This window comes from Planctomycetaceae bacterium (genome assembly GCA_041398825.1).
In the GTDB taxonomy this organism is placed as follows: domain Bacteria; phylum Planctomycetota; class Planctomycetia; order Planctomycetales; family Planctomycetaceae; genus F1-80-MAGs062.
In genome coordinates this window covers 136,298-155,423 of the sequence record JAWKTX010000007.1, presented here as the reverse complement: position 1 = coordinate 155,423, position 19,126 = coordinate 136,298, and the positions used below count along the sequence as shown (strand labels likewise).

The following is a 19,126-nucleotide window of genomic DNA, read 5'->3' as shown; positions in this document are numbered from 1 at the left end:
TCATAGAACGTCTGACAGGCGACGTCACCACTCGGCGCTTCGTGTCGTTGGCGGATGTTCCACTTCCTGACTGACACGCAGAACGGCATGGTCGCTGGAATTTGGGGAGACGGCTTCAGACTGCCAGCTCTGACTGTAGAGCGAACGCTGATCGGAGTTCGGCAGATTGCGAGATTTGATTCGACCAGCGATGTGCCCGCCGATGACACCGCCAACATATCCAAAGGGTATGTAGCCCGATATCACGTTGCCGACGTAGGATCCATAGGCTGGATAAAGGATCTCGTAGGCCTCTTTTTGCTGACCACGGTCACCATTCACAGTGACGTAGTCAATGGCATCCTGCGTCGCCAGACGTTCGTGGTAGAGTGAAACGCCCGGGATCAGATAGGCTGCTGCATACGTGCCCTTCCATTCTCTTTTGGCAAAGTCTTTGGCATGCCCTCCCTCGTGGTATGCGATAGAGGGAATGTTTGAATAGAGATGGATTGTGTTTGTAAACGGATTGAAGTGGTCGCCGCCAATGAGGCGTCCGGGAAACAGTGTCTCGCCGAGGACGCTCATCGTTCCAAGTGTGTACTTCCATCCCGCGCCGACCGATTTGTTGGCAACGAGCCGTTTCCAGTCGTCGCCGGGGCGGTACTGATTCAGACGTACCTTCACACTGCTGAGCTCGTTCTGAGCCAGATAGCCGGCAATGGCTGTTTCCGTTTGTTGATCAATGTTGTGATTTTCAACACGACGATCAAAAAGCAGAATCTTGTTGGGAATTCCAAATACCCAGCCCACTGAATCGACCACCACATTGGGTTCGCCGCGTTCGATCTGAGGGCCTGTCCGAGCCTGTAGTTCATCACTGGTTCGATAGTGTTCAGCGCGACCAAAATGATACGAACCCGTCGCACAGCCCGCGCAGGCGGAAATGATCAGTGCGATACTGACCTGAAGAGAATGCCGGAATATTGAAGCAATACTTGGCTGGGTATTGTGAAGCTGCACGAAGGGGCTCCGGGAATGCCAGGCAGATGAAGATTTCCCTCATTGTGGCAGAATCGATTGACCTTCCCGAGATCAGTTTGTGACCTGCTGGCCGGACAACGGACACGTGCAGGAGACATTTTCCCGGACCGGCAGAATCTGCCGATTGTCAGATGGCTTCCAGGTGAGTCTCGCCTGCATTCAGGCCGATCAGAATACGTGCCACGCTTTGGATTCAAATTCGGCGATGATCTCGGGCGAATTCGCGCGGGCGGCCAGCTCGTAGTAGGCATACGGGTACTTGAACACGTGGCCGATGCCTAGTGTTTTTTCTCCCCGTTTTTCCCAGTATTCGGCTTCATTCGGACGCAGCTTGCTGAATCGATGATCGGCAATCCTGCGATCCCCGGCCTGGGGGCCACTGCGCGTCACGGTCACGTATTTTCGGAAGGCTGTTCGGCAGCTTTCGGCCCATTCGACGTCACCCATTTCTGCGAGCTCAATCAGGGACTGACCAAACGTCAGCATGTGTCCGGCAAAGCCCTGTCCAAACCCAATAAAGCGATCGATCGCGTCACTGGCTTCTTTCAGGACGAATCGAGACGCGGCTTCGATGTCGCTAAACGGCGGTGGATTGACATTGGCCGCAGGTTCGACATCGCGCCAGGGCTTGATGGCATTGATTAACCGACACACTCCATCGACGCGTTCAGCCGTTGCCAGTTGAGGCATCAACCGAATTGCCTTGATCGCATGCATTGCAAAGATGGCATCGTGTCCGACTTCTCGCAGTACACCGTTTCCGTTCGCCAGCGCTTTGCCGATTTGCTGCGCGGCATCGTCAACAGGATCTGCCCTGGGAAAAGACTGGCACAACTTTGTCCCCGCCCAGTTCAAATCGAAGAGCTGCACAATACGGGCTGAGGCCACATCATCCAACTTGTTGTCCACACAAAGCAGATGAGCCGAGATCATTGCTGCCCCGCGATGTCCGTCAGCAAAGTAACTCATATCTGCCGCGCGGCTCAGAGCGTTCAGACCAAGTTCCACCAGTCGCTGCTGTTCGATCGCTGGTTCCCCGGCCTCCAGCCGTGATGCAGGAATGGAGAAGCCATATCCTGCCAGTACTGCAGCAGTTGAAAGCCCGAATTGACGGCGACTGATTTGATTCATCGAACGGCCCCTGAAACGTGCCCTGCGATTTTTCTACGCGGTGAAGCATCGTCTGCCTGTCAGATGCTTTTGCCGTGTGGCCCGGAAGATGCACGCAGCCATGATCCTCTAAAGGGGCTGAATTGTCACCCTCAACTCTCCGGTATTGTTGAAGTAAAATCCCGGAACGTCGTTTGCGAACAGGAACAAGTATCCATCAGAAGGTGGTGAAAAGGGTTGTTGGTCTCTGATGAGAAATGCGGGTGCGGTTGGATCATTCATGCATCCACACAATGTCATGTATTTGGTGCTCATTCGCCGGAGTGGTCCCGCCAGCTTCATTGCCCGATTCTCGTATTCAACGCCCTCTTTCCCAGCGTGATAATCACCGTCCTGCCAGGATGGTTGTTCGAAGCGTCCGACATAGACCTGACCAGCGCGAAGGTACATCCCTGTTGCCAGAACAGCTGAGCCTTCGACGATGAATGGTTCAGGAGACCCGGATTGATTATTCGCAGGACTTGTCACGGTTTGGGCTGCCGCGGCTGCCGCAGAGTCGTGCCTTTGCAGGCGAATGCGAATGAGCACGTCTTTGATGGTAATCCAAACGGGGTAAGAAAAGACCGCGACCAGGATGCCAACCCCGACCGCTGGCACCACGAACCGTCCCAGCAGGTCGCTCGCCTTACCGAAAACTCCATGGCGATGTCTGATGATTCTCTGAAGCTTCTGAGCCCAGCGATCAAATCTATCCACATCCGGATGCCGAACTTCTTTCTCATGGCGAGAGTATCTCCAGGACAGGACATTCCATTCACGAATCCGATCGCAGCAGAGGTTGTTGAGGCGATTTGTCAGGTACAGTGCCCCCGACAAGAAGGTGAAAATAATCGGTGATCCGAAGACGCCATGGAGGAGTGGTTCGACAAAACCTGGTGCGATCCATTCCACGACGAGAGCGATGGCTGGCCGTGTGACCCATGCGATAAGCATGATGACCATCGTACGTCCAAATAATGCAAGAGCAGCACTCGTATGCTGTTCCGCTGGATACTGAACCCGTCGCCGGGATCGAAGACTGAGAATCACAAACGCAACCAGCGGGGGTGTCAGTACGATGAGCGGAACTGGTGAAAACAGCATCGTCACTATTTCCAGGGCGATCCCTCGCCCCAGGGCAGCTTCCACAGGCCAGGTGGCAAGAGCACGCGCGCTATCGACGGTGACCGCAATCAGGCCGTACAGCGACTGGTTGGCACGATCGATTGCCCATGAGAGACAGTTGGTGGCTTGCCCCGGCTGCCAAAATAGCCCAATGGCAATGGCGATGATCGAAAGCACAATCCATGCGTAATAACATGACCTCCTGATGATGACGTAGCCGGCTGTGTAGTCAGCCGCCAGTTGGCGGTACTTGCTGACAGCTTTTTCCAGTTCCTCCACGTCCAGTGGCGGTTCGCCAGGAAGCGACCCGGACAAAGGGGGTGTTGCTGCGAAACCGGCAACGGGAGGATCGATGGACTCCAGTGCTTTGTACGTCCCTGGACGGTTATTCGGACCGAAGTTCTGTCTCCAGCGTTGTTCTGATGGATTCAGCATTTCACGGCCAGCCGATTGCCTCGCCGCTTTCGTGAAGTTCTCGGCAGTGATCTCTCCGACGGGAACTCCGTTGACGGTGATTTCCGGTCCGAACGATTTCGTTGTTTCCCCAACATCAAGGGGCTTGATCAGGGGCACGAATGCTTCGGATTCTTCCTCGTATTGATTCGGCCCGGGGATTCCGGAAGGGGCGTAATCCAGGCCAAAGTTTTCGATGCGAGCCAGCGTGCTGTGATGAATAAACGGCAAGTTGTGCTGTTGTCTTCCGCTGGCATCAACGTAACTACTTCCGTCGATACCGACTTCTTTGGCGAATTGTTCGATCACGCGAGGCCGGTATCGATAATAGACGGCAAGTCCCGCTCGCGAATCGTGTAGTGTGCCGAGCGGATCGGCCTCCTGTTCATAAGTTGCCTTGAGGGTCTCGTCGAATTCAAGACCGGCGGCTTCGGCATGTCTGATCATCCAGACGAGCGAAACATGGGCCAACTGGTCTTTTGCGTAACCGCCTCCAACGTTGGCATGAACACCCGGGAACCAGACTTGTTTCACCGTGTTTTTCTTGCGTGAGCCGTCCCTGTTGAACTCCAGCCACAGGAGTGGTCGAAACGTTTCGCGTTCGTCATCGATTGAAATGGCGTGGAATGCGCTCTGGATACCTGGATGCAGATCATCATCCTTCCATTCCTTCCAGCTTGTCTTTGGTGGCCGATGGAAGTTCAGCGTCGTCAGTGTCAGCCAGCGAAAGGCGGGCCTTTTGATCACCCGGCACCAGAAGCCGAATAGCCACTGCGTCAGGTTTTCGAATGGAAGTCCCACCGCGGCAACAGTGTCCCACACACCAACGAAACTGATGGGAACGCGACCAATTTCGTGGCTCTTGTCCAGATCGGATTGGTCTGCGGAAACCCCGAATGTTGTTCGAAACTGGTCGGCAACCGTTGTTGCGGGAGAATCCGGCCCGGCGGACTCGATAACGTGGCGGCACTTGTATGCGATGACTGCTTTTCTTGAGATTTCGCGGATGCGATCAATTGTGTGTAGCTGCCGACTGTCTCGATCTCGCTTATCTGCCAATCCACAGACATGAAGCATGTACGCCAGAGTCCGGATGGTGAATGCTCCGCGGCTGAAGCCGAACATATAGATACGGTCGCCCGGTTCGTAAACTTCCATCAATCGAGCGTAGAGCTGTTCCAGATTGCTGGTGATTCCAAAACTGATGGCCTTCCCGATGACTTCCAGCGGCAGAAAGGTGGAGGTCCCGACTCCATCCTGATGGATCAGTATCTGTCGCTCGTTTTTCTCCTTTGTCAGTTTCCTGACGGCTTTGTGGATTCGCCAGACATTTGTGGGAGCTGCGTTTCCACCGACATTCCCCGTTCCGTCGGAACAAATAATAATCGACTTGTTTTTTGGAAGGTTGGTATTCTCAGCGCTGCTTGTCATGATTGGCCCTTCTTGTGCGGATGAGTTCAGCCATTGCATCTATCTTTAGGTGCGGGGTCAAGTGAGTCGCTCCCCAGGGAACGGTTGACATCGCGATTCAGGCCCGGGCGGCAACTCGTCATGTGACGATCGTTTGTGCTGTGCGTTTGTATTATTGAGGATGGAAATGGGCTGGCCTGCTACTCATCGCTGTGCGATGTCCGTTGTTTCCGGGATTCTGGTTTGGTTTTCTGCGGACCTGTCAGCGCAGGATGTGACGAAGCCATTGAAACCGTTTCCACAGAATCGCCTGAAGAGCTTTTACTTTCATCAGGCGGAGCAACTTCTGGATGCAGATCAAATTCCGGATTTGATCCCGCAGTTCCCGGGACTGGATGGCGGCGCATTCGGACACTGGGGACAAAACCCCGAAGAGGTCAATTTTGACCATACACTGAACGACGTTGATACGGGAAATGTTGTTCGACAGGTGATCAATCATTTTGGGACAGCGACGACAAAAGGAGTGGCTGTTCATGTTGACAAAGACTCCTCCACCACGGTGCTGTTCGATCCGGAAAAAATGTCATTTGTGGATACATGGCAGGACGGTTTCGTGCAGTGGGGTGTCAGCCGGTTTGGTGTGATTGGCGGAGTACAGGCGAAGGGCCGACAGTGGATTGGTCTGAATCAGAGCGGCTGGCATCTGCCGGAAAAGACGCAGGCGCGGTATGAAGGTTTTTTCCGCAATGGAACGACCGTCGTATTCCAGTATCGTGTGGGTTCTGCTCGCCTGCTGGATGCTATGACGTTCCATGGCGGAAGGCTGATTCGAACAATCCGGAGCGATCAGACCTTGGGCGAAGGTGTTCATCTGAAACTGATGACCTGCAGAAATGATGTGGTGATGGGAAGGCAACGGAAGGAAGCCGGGGTTGGTACTTCCGGTCCACTCGTGTATTCGTCACGGATTTCGGACGATTCGATGGTGGTTGTCACGCAGGCTCACAGTCTTAACAGTCAGCTTGTCGCATCAGACAACGATCTGGTCGTCGAATTTACGCGTTCGACCAATGAAACGCCGGACTCAGGAACGTTGGTGCAACTGGAGCTTTCCATCGAGCCCATCATTGACGCTGCTTCGCCAGGGACCGCCGTTGAATTAGCGGATGTTGTGGAATTAGCGGAGCTGGCAAAAGGCGGGGCCGGCCAATGGGTCTCACAGACCGTAACGACAACGGGTGTCCCCGGAAGTGCCGGCGACGGATATGCGATCGACACGCTGACGGTGCCGTTCGGGGAAAAAAATCCTTTTCGGACACCCATGCGTCTTTGTGGGATTGGATCGCTCAGCGATGGACGAATCGTTGTTTCCACGCTGATTGGTGATGTCTGGCTGGTGACATCTTCAGGGGATGATCTGAAAGAAATTCACTGGCAGCGCATTGCCGCCGGGTTCTATCAGCCACTTGGTCTGGTCGTGCATAACGACCAGATCGTTGTACTTGGTCGAGATCAGGTGACGCGACTGCATGATTTGAATGGAGATCTGGAAACGGACTTCTACGAATGCCTGACCAACGACTACCCCACAACGCCTGGTCACGACTTTTGTACATCGCTGCAGCAGGATCAGATGGGGAATCTATACTGGTTCACGGCGGCACAAAACTTTGGCGTCACGATGCTGAAAGATGCGTTTCACGATCCGGTTTCGACAAAGCCCGCGTCGATTGCTACCGGTCTTCGCAATTCCAATGGCATAGGAGTTTCTTCAGACGGATCTGTTGTCTACGCGACCGTTCAGGAGGGGACCTGGACACCTGCTTCTGCGATATTTGAAGTCCGTAACGGAAGCTATCACGGCTTCAATGGACCTCGCGATGGAACTGGCAAGTACGGATATGACTTGCCTCTGTGCTTTCTGCCCCGGGGCGTTGATAATTCTTCTGGTGAACTCGCTTTTCTTCCACAGGACCGTCGCCTGGGTCCGCTTTCAGGCGCGACGATCGGCACGTCCTTTGGCGACTGCAGTTACTATGTTGTTCTTCGCGAAGTTGTGAACGGAAAATACCAGGGCGGAATCGTGCCGATGCCCGGAGAATTTGAAAGTGGCGCGTGTCGACTGAGCTTCAATCAGTACGACGGTTGTATCTACGTTGCCGGCACAAGCGGCTGGCAAAGTTACGCTCAGAAGAACGGCTGCCTCCAGCGAATTCGTTATACAGGTCGCCCCGTGGTCTTGCCAACATCCGTCGAAGCGCGAAACAACGGCCTTCTGGTGCGATTCAGCGATAAGATCGACGCAGATTCGGTTCAGCTTTCCAATGTCTTCTGTCAGCAATGGAATTATCTCTACAGTGCTGCGTACGGTTCTCCGGAGTATTCCGTCAAAGACCCCGGACGACAGGCGCACGACTTTGTGAGGGTGGAATCCGTACACGTGCTGTCCGATCAGCAGTCTGTGTTTCTGGAGATTCCTGAGCTTCATCCTGTCATGCAGTTTCATCTGCACATGCGTCTTCGAAATTCGGACGGGCAAATGTTTACGCCGGATGCCTATACGTCCATATTTGAACTGGGTCCAGCGTTTACAGAATTCGAAGGGTACGAACTGATTGCGAAACGACGTGACCCCGATTTTCCAGTCGCCGAAAAGTTCGCGCTCGACCCCAGACTGTCAGCGCAGGATCAATATGGAACCAATTTTGGATGGGTGCAGTCGGCAACCAAACTTTCGATTTCGGCCATCCCCGGTCTACAGTATGAACCCCGTCGACTACGCATTGCACCGCGCAGACGTGTGGCATTGACGTTTCACAACACTGATCCCAGCATGCCCCATAACATTGCAATCGTTAAGGCTGACTCTGCTGATGCGTTTGCGGAAAAGGCGATGATGCTGGCCAGTAATCCGCGTGCCATTGCAACTCACTATGTGCCGCAGGATTCGGCAGAAATCTGTTTCTCACCGATCCTGAATCCGCTGGATCAATATACCGTCTACTTTGAGGCTCCGGAAGAACAGGGCGAGTATCGAATCATTTGCACCTACCCTGGGCATTCGCGAGTGATGCGAGGCACATTGTTTGTTCTTCCGGATGACCAGCCCATGCCCGAAGAAACGGATGCCCCGGTTCGTCGGTTTGTCCGGAACTGGCAACTGCAGGAATTGAGCGATGCTGCAGAAACGATGACGTCGCGGTCTTATGAAAATGGGAAAGCTGTTTTCGTTCAGGCAGGCTGTGTTAAATGCCATCGCATCGGCTCAGACGACTCTGGGTTATCAGGTTCGATCACTTCGGCGCTTGGACCAGATCTCAGCAAGGTCCGTGAGCGGTTCCGTGGGGCAAAATTGCTGCAACAGGTTTTGGAGCCATCTGCTGAGATCAGCAAGCAGCACCAGACATGGATTGTTGTCACCAACGAGGGCCGTACTCTGACAGGCTTGATGACCGACTCCAGCGACACCTCCGTTACTCTGGTCACCAATCCGCTTATCCCTGACCATAAGACCATTGTTGCTCGCAGTGATATTGACGAAATCCTTGCATCCGATCGTTCAACAATGCCCGAAGGACTACTCATGGTTTTCGACCGCGACGAGATTCTGGATCTTCTGGCATATATCCAGTCCGGTGCCAATGACCAGGACGAAGTCTTTCGAAAATGAAGTTCCATCCCATCATCAGGCCCATCTTTGATAATGGTGTGAGTTTGCAGATGGAAACGCTCAGGCCAGACGGACCGTTTTCATGCTGATTTGCCACGACAGGATCAGGCACCCGGAAATGTTAATGAAGTCTGTTCTTGTTCTCATGTCTCTGATGCTGCCATGGCAGTCTGTTTGGGCCGACGATACCGATCTTCTTGCTGCGTGTCAGCGATATCTGGTTGCTGGCGGAAATCCGGATCTCCTGACCAGAGAAACCATGGAAGTACTGGATACGCCTGACCGCGATCCGGTTGTCGTCAATAAGATCGTTGATCGACTGTCTCGGTCTGAACCCGTCGATCGTCAGGCGGTGACAGGCGTGATGGCGAACCAATCGTTCCGGCACCCGGATTTGATGGATAGACATACCGGTGACCTGCTGCACTTCTATGTTCCACAGAGTTACAAGCCCTCTCAGCCGTTTGGATTGGTCATCTTCATGCATGGCGGTGGCGGCCAGACTCCACCAGAACATGCGCTGCATATTGTGACGCATCCGGATGATGACCCACAAAGCATTGGCCTGCAGCCATACCTCGCCGATCGTCCTTTTATTCTGGCAGCACCATCAGCACCCGTGAATAAAAACACAGGGGCGAGATGGAACGTGCAGGGAGCAGACGAATCTATTGCCGATGTAATTCGGGAGTGCCGATTTCGTTTCAACATCGATGGCGATCGCGTATTTCTCGGTGGATACTCAATGGGAGGATTCGGTGCCTATCATCTTTGCCAACGACTGAGTGATCAGTTGGCTGGAGGTTTCGTTTTCTCCGGCGCATGGAAGACCATGCGATGGCAGGCATGGACCGGTTTGCCGTTATTTCTGAGACATGGTGTTTACGATGCCGCACCCGCGAAGCAGAACGAAACGGCTGGACGGCCTCGTTTTACGGATGTTTTTTACGCCCGGGCGGCCACACAGCGGCTCTCGGAACTCGGCCTGCCGCATGAGTATGTGGAGGATGAAGGCAATCATGCCATTCGTGGAGCAAAGGTTGCGATGTCGCGTTTCGCGGACTGGATTGTGACACCGCGACGAGACCCGTTTGCTAAACGTGTTGTCGCCATCTCTCCACGTGGATGGAATGCAGACAGCGATGCTCCGTCACCTCATTGCCGCTGGATCACGATTCACAAATCCGGCGACGGAACAATTGAATTCGATCAGGTTCAGATCACGGGCCCTCGACCTGCTTTTGGAGAATCATCGGAGGATTTTCACAAGCAAAGCTTTCATCTGAGCCGACGTGCGGTGAAGGCCGGCCTGGTTGATGCACGTATTGCGTCTGATAATCATCTCGTGGTCGAAACGCAAAACGTTCGCCGATTTTCTGTCTGGCTGCATCCGGCGATGGTCGATTTTTCGCGGCCTGTGAACGTCTCCGTGAATGGCCAGCAGAGCCAGCATCGCATTGACTGCCGCCTGTCGACTGTTCTTGAAAGTTACCAGCGCCGAAAAGACTGGGGGCTAATCTATCAGGCTAAAGTTACTCTGACGGTTCCATCAGAAGAGTAATTGACCTCGAACATTGATCCAGTCCGAACGGCTAACCTAACAGCCAGTTGAAAAGCGGGACTGGCTCGAGCAGGAGACCTTAAAACGTGATGGTTTCCAGTCGTCCTGCGTGCCTGACCCGGTTTTTCAATGGGCGGCTAGCTCCGGATCGAAGCCGGGTGATGGCAGATCAGTTCCAGAACATTTCCCTCCGGGTCCTTGAAAAAGACGGCCTTTGCATTCATCGCCGGAAAACTGGCATACGAAACTTCAATCCCGAGGTCGCAAAGTCGTTTGGCGTGCTGCCCGAAGGACTCAGGAGGAATCTCAAACGCCAGATGATTGAGCGTCGACCGTGAGACATCATGTCCGGCAAATCGCTTTCTTGCGTGGACATGGCGGCGATGGTCGATCAGGACAAAGAGCTGTGGATGTCCAGCAAGTCCCAGAGGGGTTTGCGTTTCACTGATACTCAGGAAAGCGATTGTCGGAACGCCATCCGGATCCGGAACCAGTGACTCCAGCGACAACTGGCTGTGCAATCGAAACCCCAGGACTCGGACATAGAAGTCCCGCATCTCTGTCAGGTCATTGACGCTTAACACGATTTCTGAAATACCAGTGATCGGAGGGACTGCCTGCATATCGAACTCTGCCTGTCTGACGTTGGGCCTGTGTTCCTCGATCCAGCGAAGGCAACAGTTTCAGCCAGTGAGTGTCACCAGGCATCCGTTGTGCGCTGGCTTCTGGATCGTGCCGCTATGGGGTTGGACGCAGCATTGGCAGAATCATTACATGATAAGTGCGGAAAACCTCCATTCCGGGAGAGCATCGATCGAAACTGTTTTGATGGTGTCAGCAAATTGCCTGCATTGGGTCAGCCCGAACCAGCAGCAATGGATTTGAATTTCATCGCTTCTTGTTCATTACACAGCGGATTGTTGTTGTCTGGCCACGATGACGTTCTAGTCGAACACTACGGGAAACGTCGCAGCGGTGTGCCACGGCCTGATCTTTCCGGATTCCGTGACGGATATAAGAACGATAATCCAGGCTTCTCCCGTCACTTCCGGAATCTGCCAGGCGCCCTCAATGTGGCGCGTCAGTGGCCCGCCTGGATACTCGCAGGTGCCAGGCCCTCCGAGGCCCACTTCCTGTCCAACGGACCAGCCCAAACGGTTTCGATCTTTGTAAGCAATACCCAGCTGTACCGACTCGATACACCTTCCATTGTTTAACTCTTCCGCGGGAACGAGAAACCCGGAGACGTCCACCTTCGTATTGGATTTCAGGTGAATTGGCTGCGGTCCGCATTCCTGATCACCCAGCTTGATGACGACTTTGCCTGCCAGTGGCTCAACAGGAACGTCTACATCAGGAGGGGACAAGTGTCCTGTTAACGGCTTCGTATAAAAAATGTAAGGCGGTGCAGGTCCCCTGTCTCGAAATGTCCAATACAAACCGGCCAGCACAACCACAGCAAAGACGATCCAGGTTGTATGTCTTCTTACCATTCGGTCACCTGATCTCCGTTGTGGATGGTTCCAATGGATGTCCACAGATCGCGATCAATTGAGGCGGAAGCAAACCTGACCGATCCATCTGCCAGAAGGACATTGACGCCTCCAATGTGTCCACTGACGGCCGATATTACATCGATAAAGCAGGGATTCGTTCCTGAAAAACAGGAGCCTCGATGGGGTGGCAGGGCATGATTATATCCATTGGTAAGCGACAGCACTCGTCCGCCGGAACTTCCGTAGTCCGCCGGTCGTGCATCCGCATCCTCTGAACAGCGATCGGCCATCCACTTGAATGATAAGTCACAGGGAGTCGGGGCCCAGGTAAGCCAAACGCCCAGGCCACGTGGGCCATCATATGGATCCGGAGACATCAGGTCGAAGGCGGTGTTGACGCTTTCACTGACAAAGGCTGTCTGGGAGAGACCATCCGTGACTTCTCTGAATCTGACACCGTTACTGAACTGATTGAACCCAGCCCTCTCTTCGGTTGGAGGTATGGACCCTTTGTTGAGGACATAACTTGCCCCACCTTCGGGATCACAAAGAATGTCGTCCGGGCAAATATATGTGGTGATCCCACCCAGAATATCATGAGATCTGGCCAAGTCCTGGTGGGCCAGTGATTCGGAAGCGTTTTCGAATCGCATCTGCTGCTCAACGTATGGCAGGACGCTGAACAACAAGCCTCCGGCACTGCAGGGCGGGAGCGAGCCGTGTTGTTCATGATATTGGTGGGCTGCGATGCCGATTTGTCGCAGGTTATTCGAACATTCGGTTCGCCGTGCCATTGCCCTCGCCGACTGCACTGCGGGTAACACAAGGGCTGTCAGCAGGCCGATCACGGCCAGTACCACAAGAACCTCGGGCAGCGACACTCCTCTGCGAGCACTCGATGAAACCGTGACGTCGTTCATTGTTTGGCTCCCGATTCCAGAAGTTCCGCCGAGAGCAGAAGTGCCTCGGCGGAAGGTTGTCAGGTCAGTTCCTACTGCAAGGTCTCGTATACCAGTTGGTGTCCTCACAGAGCGTTACCATTAACATGGTCCTGACTTCACAAATGTTTTCGAATTTGGCGCCGTGGCATGAACATCCGGGTCAGCGACGGGTGTTGCGCAGTCTCCCGATGAGTTCGTCAGGCACCCAAGTTTGTTAGCACTGAAAACTTCCCCCCGACAGGTTCGTAACGCAATTGCCCCGAGACATACTTGTTGCTGAAACTGGATGTCCCATTGATCAGGCTCACGACGCGGGCCCGGTCGCATTGCCTGGCGTCACGACATCGACTGCCCCAGGGCATATGGCGCTGTCATCGGACCACAAATCGACCAGCATTCACCTGGGGACACTTCGACTCGTCATCTTTGGAGCTCCTGAAGGTAAGTGGAAAAGAACTGGTGCGTATAGTGTTGTATACCGGGTGTAGGGTCAATGCTGCTGTTGGTGTGATCATCGCTGATTTGGCGTATTCTGGTGTGGGAATGGAGAAATGGTTGCCAATTTTTCTCACCGAATGGCCCAGGCAGGTTGGCTTGCTTTTTGTCGGTTGGAAAATCCGATTCGCGCTTGAAAAAGTTGTTGGGTAGCTGGCACAGTGTTGCCCGTGTCAATGGGGGCACCTGCAAATATCCTGAACGAATCACACCATGCCTCGCCTGAACTTCACTGGACGCCGACGTATCTCACACAGTCACGTACAAATCAGCGTGACCGGAATTGGTGGCATTGAAACCTTCCATGCCAGGCTGGAGTTAGCGTCTTATAAATTTCCACCAACGGCGAGAGTTGTCATTGAAGCCTACCGGCAGCTTGAGCTTTCCCGGTTTGAATTTGGAACTGTCGAACAGATTGACGTGCCTTCCAACTGTCGACTGTCCGAATTTGGATCACTGTCCGGTTTGAGGTTCCGGGTGAAAATTGTTTCGACAGATGTTCCCCGAGGTCGGTTGCTGGGTGTTGCGGATCGAATTCATCCGCAGGACAGCCATCGTGAATCGTTGTTGCGTGTACCGCTGCTGCCGGTGAAATCGCAGGACCTGGGACGTGAGGTCTGGCGTCTGGATTTCTCGGATGAACCTTTATTGCTGGTGAATTCTCGACTGGTGTCTCGCAAAGCACTTGTGCAGACCAGTGAATTTCAGTCGATGGTGCTTCCGGAGATTCTGCGATCCATTCTGAATCGAATTGTGCTGGTTGATCAGGTTCGCAGCGGGGACGACAACGACGACTGGAGTGCACGCTGGCTGAATTTTGCCGCCTCTTTACCGGGTTCGGGGGTGCTGCCGGAACAGGCCGACATGGAGCTGGATCACGACTGGATTGACATGGCCGTCGGATCTTTTTGCCGCTGGCGAGGTGTTGATCGGCAGTTTGTCAGCTTCTGGCAGAATCGAGTGACGGAAATGGCAGCGTCCGCCGATGACAGCTCTGAAAGTACGTCGGAATCTCCCGAAACGTCGGGTGTTCAGGCTGACTGGTAGTCGAAAGTTATCCAGGCCTCAGACAAATTGCAGCCGCAGGAATTTGATCCGGCTGGCCATTAGAGTTGATGTTGACAGTTAATATCAACAATCTTAAAAAGCCCTCGCTGAATTGCCGATGATGGTCGGAGAAGGGGGTCAGGGACTGTGAACGCTGCAAGGTCCGCGTCTGCTCAGTCAGATACGCTGCATGATTTGCGGCGGCAGTTGAATAAGTCATTCACGGTGGGCATCACTCAGGATGTCGTGGCGTCCGACTATTCTGCGCTGAACCAGCTTCTGCCGGATGGTGGATTTCCGACAGCTTCTCTGGTGGAATGGGTGAGTGATCAGCCTGGATCCGCGGCCACCACCGTCGCCCTGAATTGTCTGCGGCCACAGTTAAAAAAGCCCGGATGTCTGGCGGTGATTGACAGCCGACGAGACTTTTATCCACTGGCTGCCGGCAGTGCCGGAATTCCCCTGAGTCGCCTTCTGCTGATTCGACCGCCACAACAGGAAATGCTTTGGGCACTTGAACAAACGGCAAGGTCGGTGGGAGTGCGGGCCATTCTTTGCTGGCTGGATCGAGTTTCATCGACGGCGTTGCGGCGTCTTCAACTGGCCGTCGAACGAAGCGGCGTCACCATATTTCTGATGCGTCCGTCTTCGGTGCTGATGCAATCGTCGTGGGCGGATCTGCGTTTGCACGTTTCACGAGTCACGTTACCCTGCCATGATGTTGGCAAAGCGATTTCCATTCGTGTTTTGAAGTCGCGTCAGTCTGTTTTGCAACGTCAGCAAAGTGTGCTGCTGAAGATTGATGATGAAACGGGTGCTTTGTTTACGATTCCCGAACTGGCCGATCCAGCGTCTTCAGCAACAACTTCTGCTGACAGCCGCGTCACCCGGATCACAGACGGCCAAAGGTCTCTCAAATCCTGAACCCCTGGCTATCCATTCGCCAATGCCGGTTACACAATCGGGGGTTGCAGCTGCCAGTGCTTCTCATGAAGCCAGACCGTCCGGAACTCGCGACGCAGCCGGACGTTCAGAAAGGACGCATTCGCTCAGGCAGACCTCTGGTCGCGGAAAATCCGTGAAAGGCGGGGCAAAGGAACTGGAGCTGACGGATCTGAAATGGATTCGAACTCTGTTTCCGGCAGCACGCAACGGGCCTGCTGTAATCGCTGTCTGCGACCAGGCATGGCAGCGAGGTGTTCGGCCGGGAATGCCCCTGGCCGAAGCTCGAAGCATGGCCGTTCCTTTGCTCAATCAACGCAGTCACCAAAGCGCAGGTCGCAGCAGAAGTCAACGGGAAGTCAAAACTCCGCCAGAAATCCAGTTCCGTGAATGGCAACCTCTGGAAGATCGTGCCGGTTTGATTTCTCTGGCCGAACTGACTCGTCGGTTCTCTCCGGTCACAGGGCTTGATCAAATGCCTGCACCGGATTGTCTGATTCTGGAGATTACCGGATGTGGGCCCTTGTTTGGCGGCGAATCGGCTCTGGCAGAACAGCTTCTCAGGACCATGCAGTCGAATGGCTATCGATGTCGTGTCGCAGTTACTGACAGTATTGCGGCGGCGTGGGCATTTGCTCATTATGATGGCGACGTTCGGATGGCCCCAAGCTCTGGTCGAGGTCATATTCGATCGGTCAGTACCCCGGCAGGTCGGGATCAGACACTGAACCTTCCTATTCTGATTATGCCACCCGGGCAGCATTCAGATTCAATGGGGCGACTGCCAGTTCACGCGGCGCGGCTGCTTCCTTCGGACATTGATGTGCTGTCACAACTGGGGTTGCTGACCATTCGGCAATTGTTGGATTTACCGCGAGAAGACCTGCCATCGCGACTGAGTATAGACGGTGTTCGGCGAGTGCAGCAGTTGGCTGGTCTGGATGACGAACTGATCGTTCCTATTCCCGAAAGCAGCCCCATCGAGGCAGAATGGAGCTCTGAGTTTCCCGCCTCTCAACACGATGAGATTCTTCAGGTTTTGAATCATCTGGTCGCTCAAATGGCCGAACAATTCGTCAGTCATCATGTTGGCTGTATTCGGTTAACAGGCGAATTGCATTGTCTGACTGAAGGTGCATCCAGCACCGATGTTTCGCTCAGGACTCAGTCGATTGAGAATGCGTCGACACTGCCAAAAAAAGAAATGCGGACTCTGATTGTCGAAACGGTCAAACCAACTCAGGCAGCAGACCTGCTGATGGATGTGTTGTCGCTTCGACTGGAAGCCATGAAGCTGTCGCTGTCGGTCGAAAAAATCCATCTGCTTGCGACGACGTGCCCACTTCCGACAGCCCGCCAAAAGGATTTATTTGACGAGACACAGCATGTTGTCCCATCAGATGAACTGGCAACGCTGATTTCCCGGCTGAATGGTCGCCTGGGGGCGGATGCTGTGCTGGTGGCACGCCAGGCCGATGATGTCAGGCCAGAGTATTCGGTTCGACTGACGCCTGCTGTTCCTGACCTTCAGGGGGCTACTTTGTCGCTCAACCGCGAGGACGTCGTTCATCAACTGGCGACGCCGGCTGAGGGGGACGGCAGAACGTCTGCAGTGACGACTCCACTTCGCCCGGTACGACTTCTGTCAGCGCCGTTTCTGCTTCCGCAGCGAACGAGTGCTGCCCTGATGATGGAAGGAATTCAGTGGCAGGGACAATCGTATCGGATCGAACAAATTATTGGCCCCGAACGTCTGCAAACGGCATGGTGGCACGACGATGCGATCCAGCGCGATTACTACCGGGTTCGGACTACGGTCGGGTCTTTGTTCTGGATTTATCGGGATCTGGTGACAAATCAGTGGTGGCTGCACGGTCTTTTTGATTGACGAGAGTCACAGCATCCAGACATGAAGTGTCTACGTCGGATCGGGACCGGCTGGATCAGAACGACCCGGTTGCAGCAGAATTGTCGGGTTCGTCTCTTTTTCGGCAGGTGCCTGCGGTTCAGAATCGACTGCGGCTTTGCTCAGATCCTTCAGATTCAGGCCGGACTGATGCAGGAAGTACATTCCAAGAGTCGTGACAGGAATATACATGCTGACGTGGTAGTAAAGGGATGCACCCAGCACGAGCGATGGATCCGGCTTAACCGCCTGAGCACCCATAGCAACCTTAAAGCAGATCTGGATGACGCCAAAGTAGCCTGGCGTTGATGGAATTGTGACGCCCATCGCGGTGACGCCCGTCACAATCATTCCCGTTGCAAATGTAACGGGGATTCCGAATGCACGCAGGGCAACCCATGCGATCATTCCATTGAACAACCACTGCACCAGGGAACTGACGGTGATCATCAGCACCATTTTCCCGCTGCGAAGGGAGGACAACCCTTCAGCACCACTGGCAAGCATACCGACGATCTTGTCGGAAAGACTGTGGGGAATAAAAGGCACTTTGCGACATACGGCCCGCAGCAGATTCAGAAACGAGTCCGTCCAGATGAGATAAACGGCGACGCAGACAACCACTGCGGCAGAGGCTGCGCCGAAAAACAGCGCTGCCTTGCGGTATTCTTCCGGCAAATCCGCCGAATACATCAGACCAATTGAGAACCATGCAAGGATGGCGAGGACATCAAAGATTCGTTCCAGCACAACGGTTGAAAGAACAGTGCTGGCCGGAATTCCATAGCGACGGCGAACGATGAACACACGAACGAATTCGCCAAGGTGGGCCGGCAGGAGATTATTTGCAGCGAAGCCGATCAGCATGGGGGGGAAAAGTTCGCGGACGGTCAACTGCCGCACGGGAGACAACAGCCAGACCCAACGCTGTGTCTTCATCCAGTAGAAAGCGAAGAGAAGACCGAGCATGGCAGGCAAAGTCAGGTAATTCGCCTGGGCAAACCCGGTCTGTAATTCATCGATGTTGGTCCCTCTCAGTGACGCTGCAAAGCAGGCGACCGAAACACCAATACCAAAGATCAGGAAGAACAGTCGTTTCATTTCGACTCAGCAGGCAGAGACCGGATTCTGGCATTGCGAATGCGACCAGTGGTCTGCCATGTCGCAAACCCAAGTGGCTTTGATCGTTCCATTTCGAACCGAACGGAAATGCGTCGCCCTTCGGTTTCCACTTCGACCATGTGATCGTCATCGACCCACGCATCAATGCGCTTATCGGTGACAATCAGGCGGATCTTGTACCACTTGCCCTTTTCGAATTCACGATAGGATGTTGTTTCGTTTTCTGAAGCATCCATTCCGTCGAGACTGGATAACCCGCAAACTCCGCCGCCCCAGCCTCCCAGGATCAAAGAGCATGAGGCATCTGCCACGGGGAAGGTCAGTCCGGCAAAGAAATCGCTTCCGGCAGAGCGCTGAGCTTCGTACTGAATTTCGTAGTTGATTTTCGGGATTTTCTGCTCCGTATGCGCGCCGGACAATTCCGCTCCCTGAGTAATGACCAAGGCACCATCTTCGACGAAAACATCTCCCTCGCCCCCAAAATTCGTCACCTTCCAGTCTGTCAGGTCTTTGCCGTTGAACAGCATTTTCCAGCCATCATCCTTCCCGGCAGCCGGCTTTTCATCCTTCGGAGCCACCAGGTCAGTTGGTTCTGCTGTCAGGGTTTTCTCCTGAATCGGTGGGCCAGGAGGTTTTGACTGAGCCAGTACCGGTGATTGAGCGAACAATGCAGTCACAGCAAAGGCCAGGCAGGCGTTCGTTCGACAGAATCGGCTTATACCCGGAGATGAACCGGGCAAACGCGGCATGGATTCGACGGCGCGGCTGAGATATGGCATGAACAAG

13 protein-coding genes are annotated in these 19,126 nt (G+C 54.0%); 5 read left to right on the top strand and 8 right to left on the bottom strand.

The window, feature by feature from the left end:
- Positions 1–24: 24 nt before the first annotated feature.
- From R3C20_14175 to R3C20_14165, 3 genes are all read right to left on the bottom strand, one after another.
- Positions 25–999 carry a hypothetical protein gene (locus tag R3C20_14175; protein MEZ6041649.1) on the bottom strand — a complete coding sequence of 325 codons (975 nt, stop codon included), beginning with the start codon at positions 997–999 and terminating at the stop codon, positions 25–27.
- 189 nt (positions 1,000–1,188) lie between these two features.
- A complete protein-coding gene (locus R3C20_14170) occupies positions 1,189–2,151 on the bottom strand; it encodes a hypothetical protein (protein MEZ6041648.1) in 963 nt (320 codons plus the stop codon).
- Between the two features lie 108 nt (positions 2,152–2,259).
- Complete coding sequence (locus R3C20_14165; protein ID MEZ6041647.1) at positions 2,260–5,178, bottom strand: DUF2235 domain-containing protein; 2,919 nt, start codon at positions 5,176–5,178, stop codon at positions 2,260–2,262.
- 166 nt (positions 5,179–5,344) lie between these two features.
- Here R3C20_14165 and R3C20_14160 point away from each other — a divergent pair, with 166 nt between their 5' ends.
- Together R3C20_14160 and R3C20_14155 are read left to right on the top strand one after the other, a co-directional pair.
- Positions 5,345–8,830, top strand: a complete 3,486-nt coding sequence (locus R3C20_14160; protein ID MEZ6041646.1) for a DUF6797 domain-containing protein — start codon at positions 5,345–5,347, stop codon at positions 8,828–8,830.
- 124 nt (positions 8,831–8,954) lie between these two features.
- On the top strand, positions 8,955–10,391 hold the full coding sequence (locus R3C20_14155) for a hypothetical protein (protein ID MEZ6041645.1): 1,437 nt from the start codon (positions 8,955–8,957) through the stop codon (positions 10,389–10,391).
- 137 nt (positions 10,392–10,528) lie between these two features.
- On the opposite strand, the gene R3C20_14150 is transcribed toward R3C20_14155, so the two are convergent.
- The 3 genes from R3C20_14150 to R3C20_14140 form a co-directional block, all read right to left on the bottom strand.
- The gene (locus tag R3C20_14150) at positions 10,529–11,014 is read right to left on the bottom strand and encodes a VOC family protein (protein MEZ6041644.1); all 486 of its coding nucleotides are present in this window, start codon (positions 11,012–11,014) and stop codon (positions 10,529–10,531) included.
- Positions 11,015–11,335: 321 nt separating this feature from the next.
- The gene (locus tag R3C20_14145) at positions 11,336–11,884 is read right to left on the bottom strand and encodes a hypothetical protein (protein ID MEZ6041643.1); all 549 of its coding nucleotides are present in this window, start codon (positions 11,882–11,884) and stop codon (positions 11,336–11,338) included.
- Positions 11,878–12,807 (bottom strand): DUF1559 domain-containing protein, encoded by a 930-nt coding sequence (locus R3C20_14140; GenBank protein ID MEZ6041642.1) that lies wholly within the window; start codon positions 12,805–12,807, stop codon positions 11,878–11,880. The genes R3C20_14145 and R3C20_14140 overlap by 7 nt, the downstream gene beginning before the upstream one ends.
- Before the next feature lie 729 nt (positions 12,808–13,536).
- On the opposite strand from R3C20_14140, the gene R3C20_14135 reads away from it, so the two are divergent.
- The 3 genes from R3C20_14135 to R3C20_14125 all read left to right on the top strand — a co-directional run bounded on the left by R3C20_14135 (position 13,537) and on the right by R3C20_14125 (position 17,200).
- Positions 13,537–14,370, top strand: a complete 834-nt coding sequence (locus R3C20_14135) for a hypothetical protein (protein ID MEZ6041641.1) — start codon at positions 13,537–13,539, stop codon at positions 14,368–14,370.
- Positions 14,371–14,517: 147 nt separating this feature from the next.
- Positions 14,518–15,294, top strand: a complete 777-nt coding sequence (locus R3C20_14130) for a hypothetical protein (GenBank protein ID MEZ6041640.1) — start codon at positions 14,518–14,520, stop codon at positions 15,292–15,294.
- Between the two features lie 22 nt (positions 15,295–15,316).
- Positions 15,317–17,200, top strand: coding sequence for a hypothetical protein (locus R3C20_14125; GenBank protein MEZ6041639.1), 1,884 nt, complete (start codon positions 15,317–15,319; stop codon positions 17,198–17,200).
- Between the two features lie 30 nt (positions 17,201–17,230).
- Here R3C20_14125 and R3C20_14120 read toward each other — a convergent pair whose 3' ends face one another.
- Positions 17,231–18,319, bottom strand: coding sequence for a lysylphosphatidylglycerol synthase transmembrane domain-containing protein (locus tag R3C20_14120; protein MEZ6041638.1), 1,089 nt, complete (start codon positions 18,317–18,319; stop codon positions 17,231–17,233).
- Positions 18,316–19,119 (bottom strand): DUF1080 domain-containing protein, encoded by an 804-nt coding sequence (locus R3C20_14115; protein ID MEZ6041637.1) that lies wholly within the window; start codon positions 19,117–19,119, stop codon positions 18,316–18,318. Before R3C20_14115 ends, R3C20_14120 begins: the two co-directional genes overlap by 4 nt.
- Positions 19,120–19,126 lie beyond the last annotated feature (7 nt).

Bases quoted from the DNA above. Each gene is read 5' to 3' on its own strand.
- R3C20_14135 (MEZ6041641.1), top strand. From the start codon at position 13,537: ATGCCTCGCCTGAACTTCACTGGACGCCGACGTATCTCACACAGTCAC.
- R3C20_14145 (MEZ6041643.1), bottom strand. From the start codon at position 11,884: ATGGTAAGAAGACATACAACCTGGATCGTCTTTGCTGTGGTTGTGCTG.
- R3C20_14155 (MEZ6041645.1), top strand. From the start codon at position 8,955: ATGAAGTCTGTTCTTGTTCTCATGTCTCTGATGCTGCCATGGCAGTCT.
- R3C20_14120 (MEZ6041638.1), bottom strand. From the start codon at position 18,319: ATGAAACGACTGTTCTTCCTGATCTTTGGTATTGGTGTTTCGGTCGCC.
- R3C20_14140 (MEZ6041642.1), bottom strand. From the start codon at position 12,807: ATGAACGACGTCACGGTTTCATCGAGTGCTCGCAGAGGAGTGTCGCTG.
- R3C20_14165 (MEZ6041647.1), bottom strand. From the start codon at position 5,178: ATGACAAGCAGCGCTGAGAATACCAACCTTCCAAAAAACAAGTCGATT.
- R3C20_14160 (MEZ6041646.1), top strand. From the start codon at position 5,345: ATGGGCTGGCCTGCTACTCATCGCTGTGCGATGTCCGTTGTTTCCGGG.
- R3C20_14170 (MEZ6041648.1), bottom strand. From the start codon at position 2,151: ATGAATCAAATCAGTCGCCGTCAATTCGGGCTTTCAACTGCTGCAGTA.
- R3C20_14150 (MEZ6041644.1), bottom strand. From the start codon at position 11,014: ATGCAGGCAGTCCCTCCGATCACTGGTATTTCAGAAATCGTGTTAAGC.
- R3C20_14115 (MEZ6041637.1), bottom strand. From the start codon at position 19,119: ATGCCATATCTCAGCCGCGCCGTCGAATCCATGCCGCGTTTGCCCGGT.
- R3C20_14125 (MEZ6041639.1), top strand. From the start codon at position 15,317: ATGCCGGTTACACAATCGGGGGTTGCAGCTGCCAGTGCTTCTCATGAA.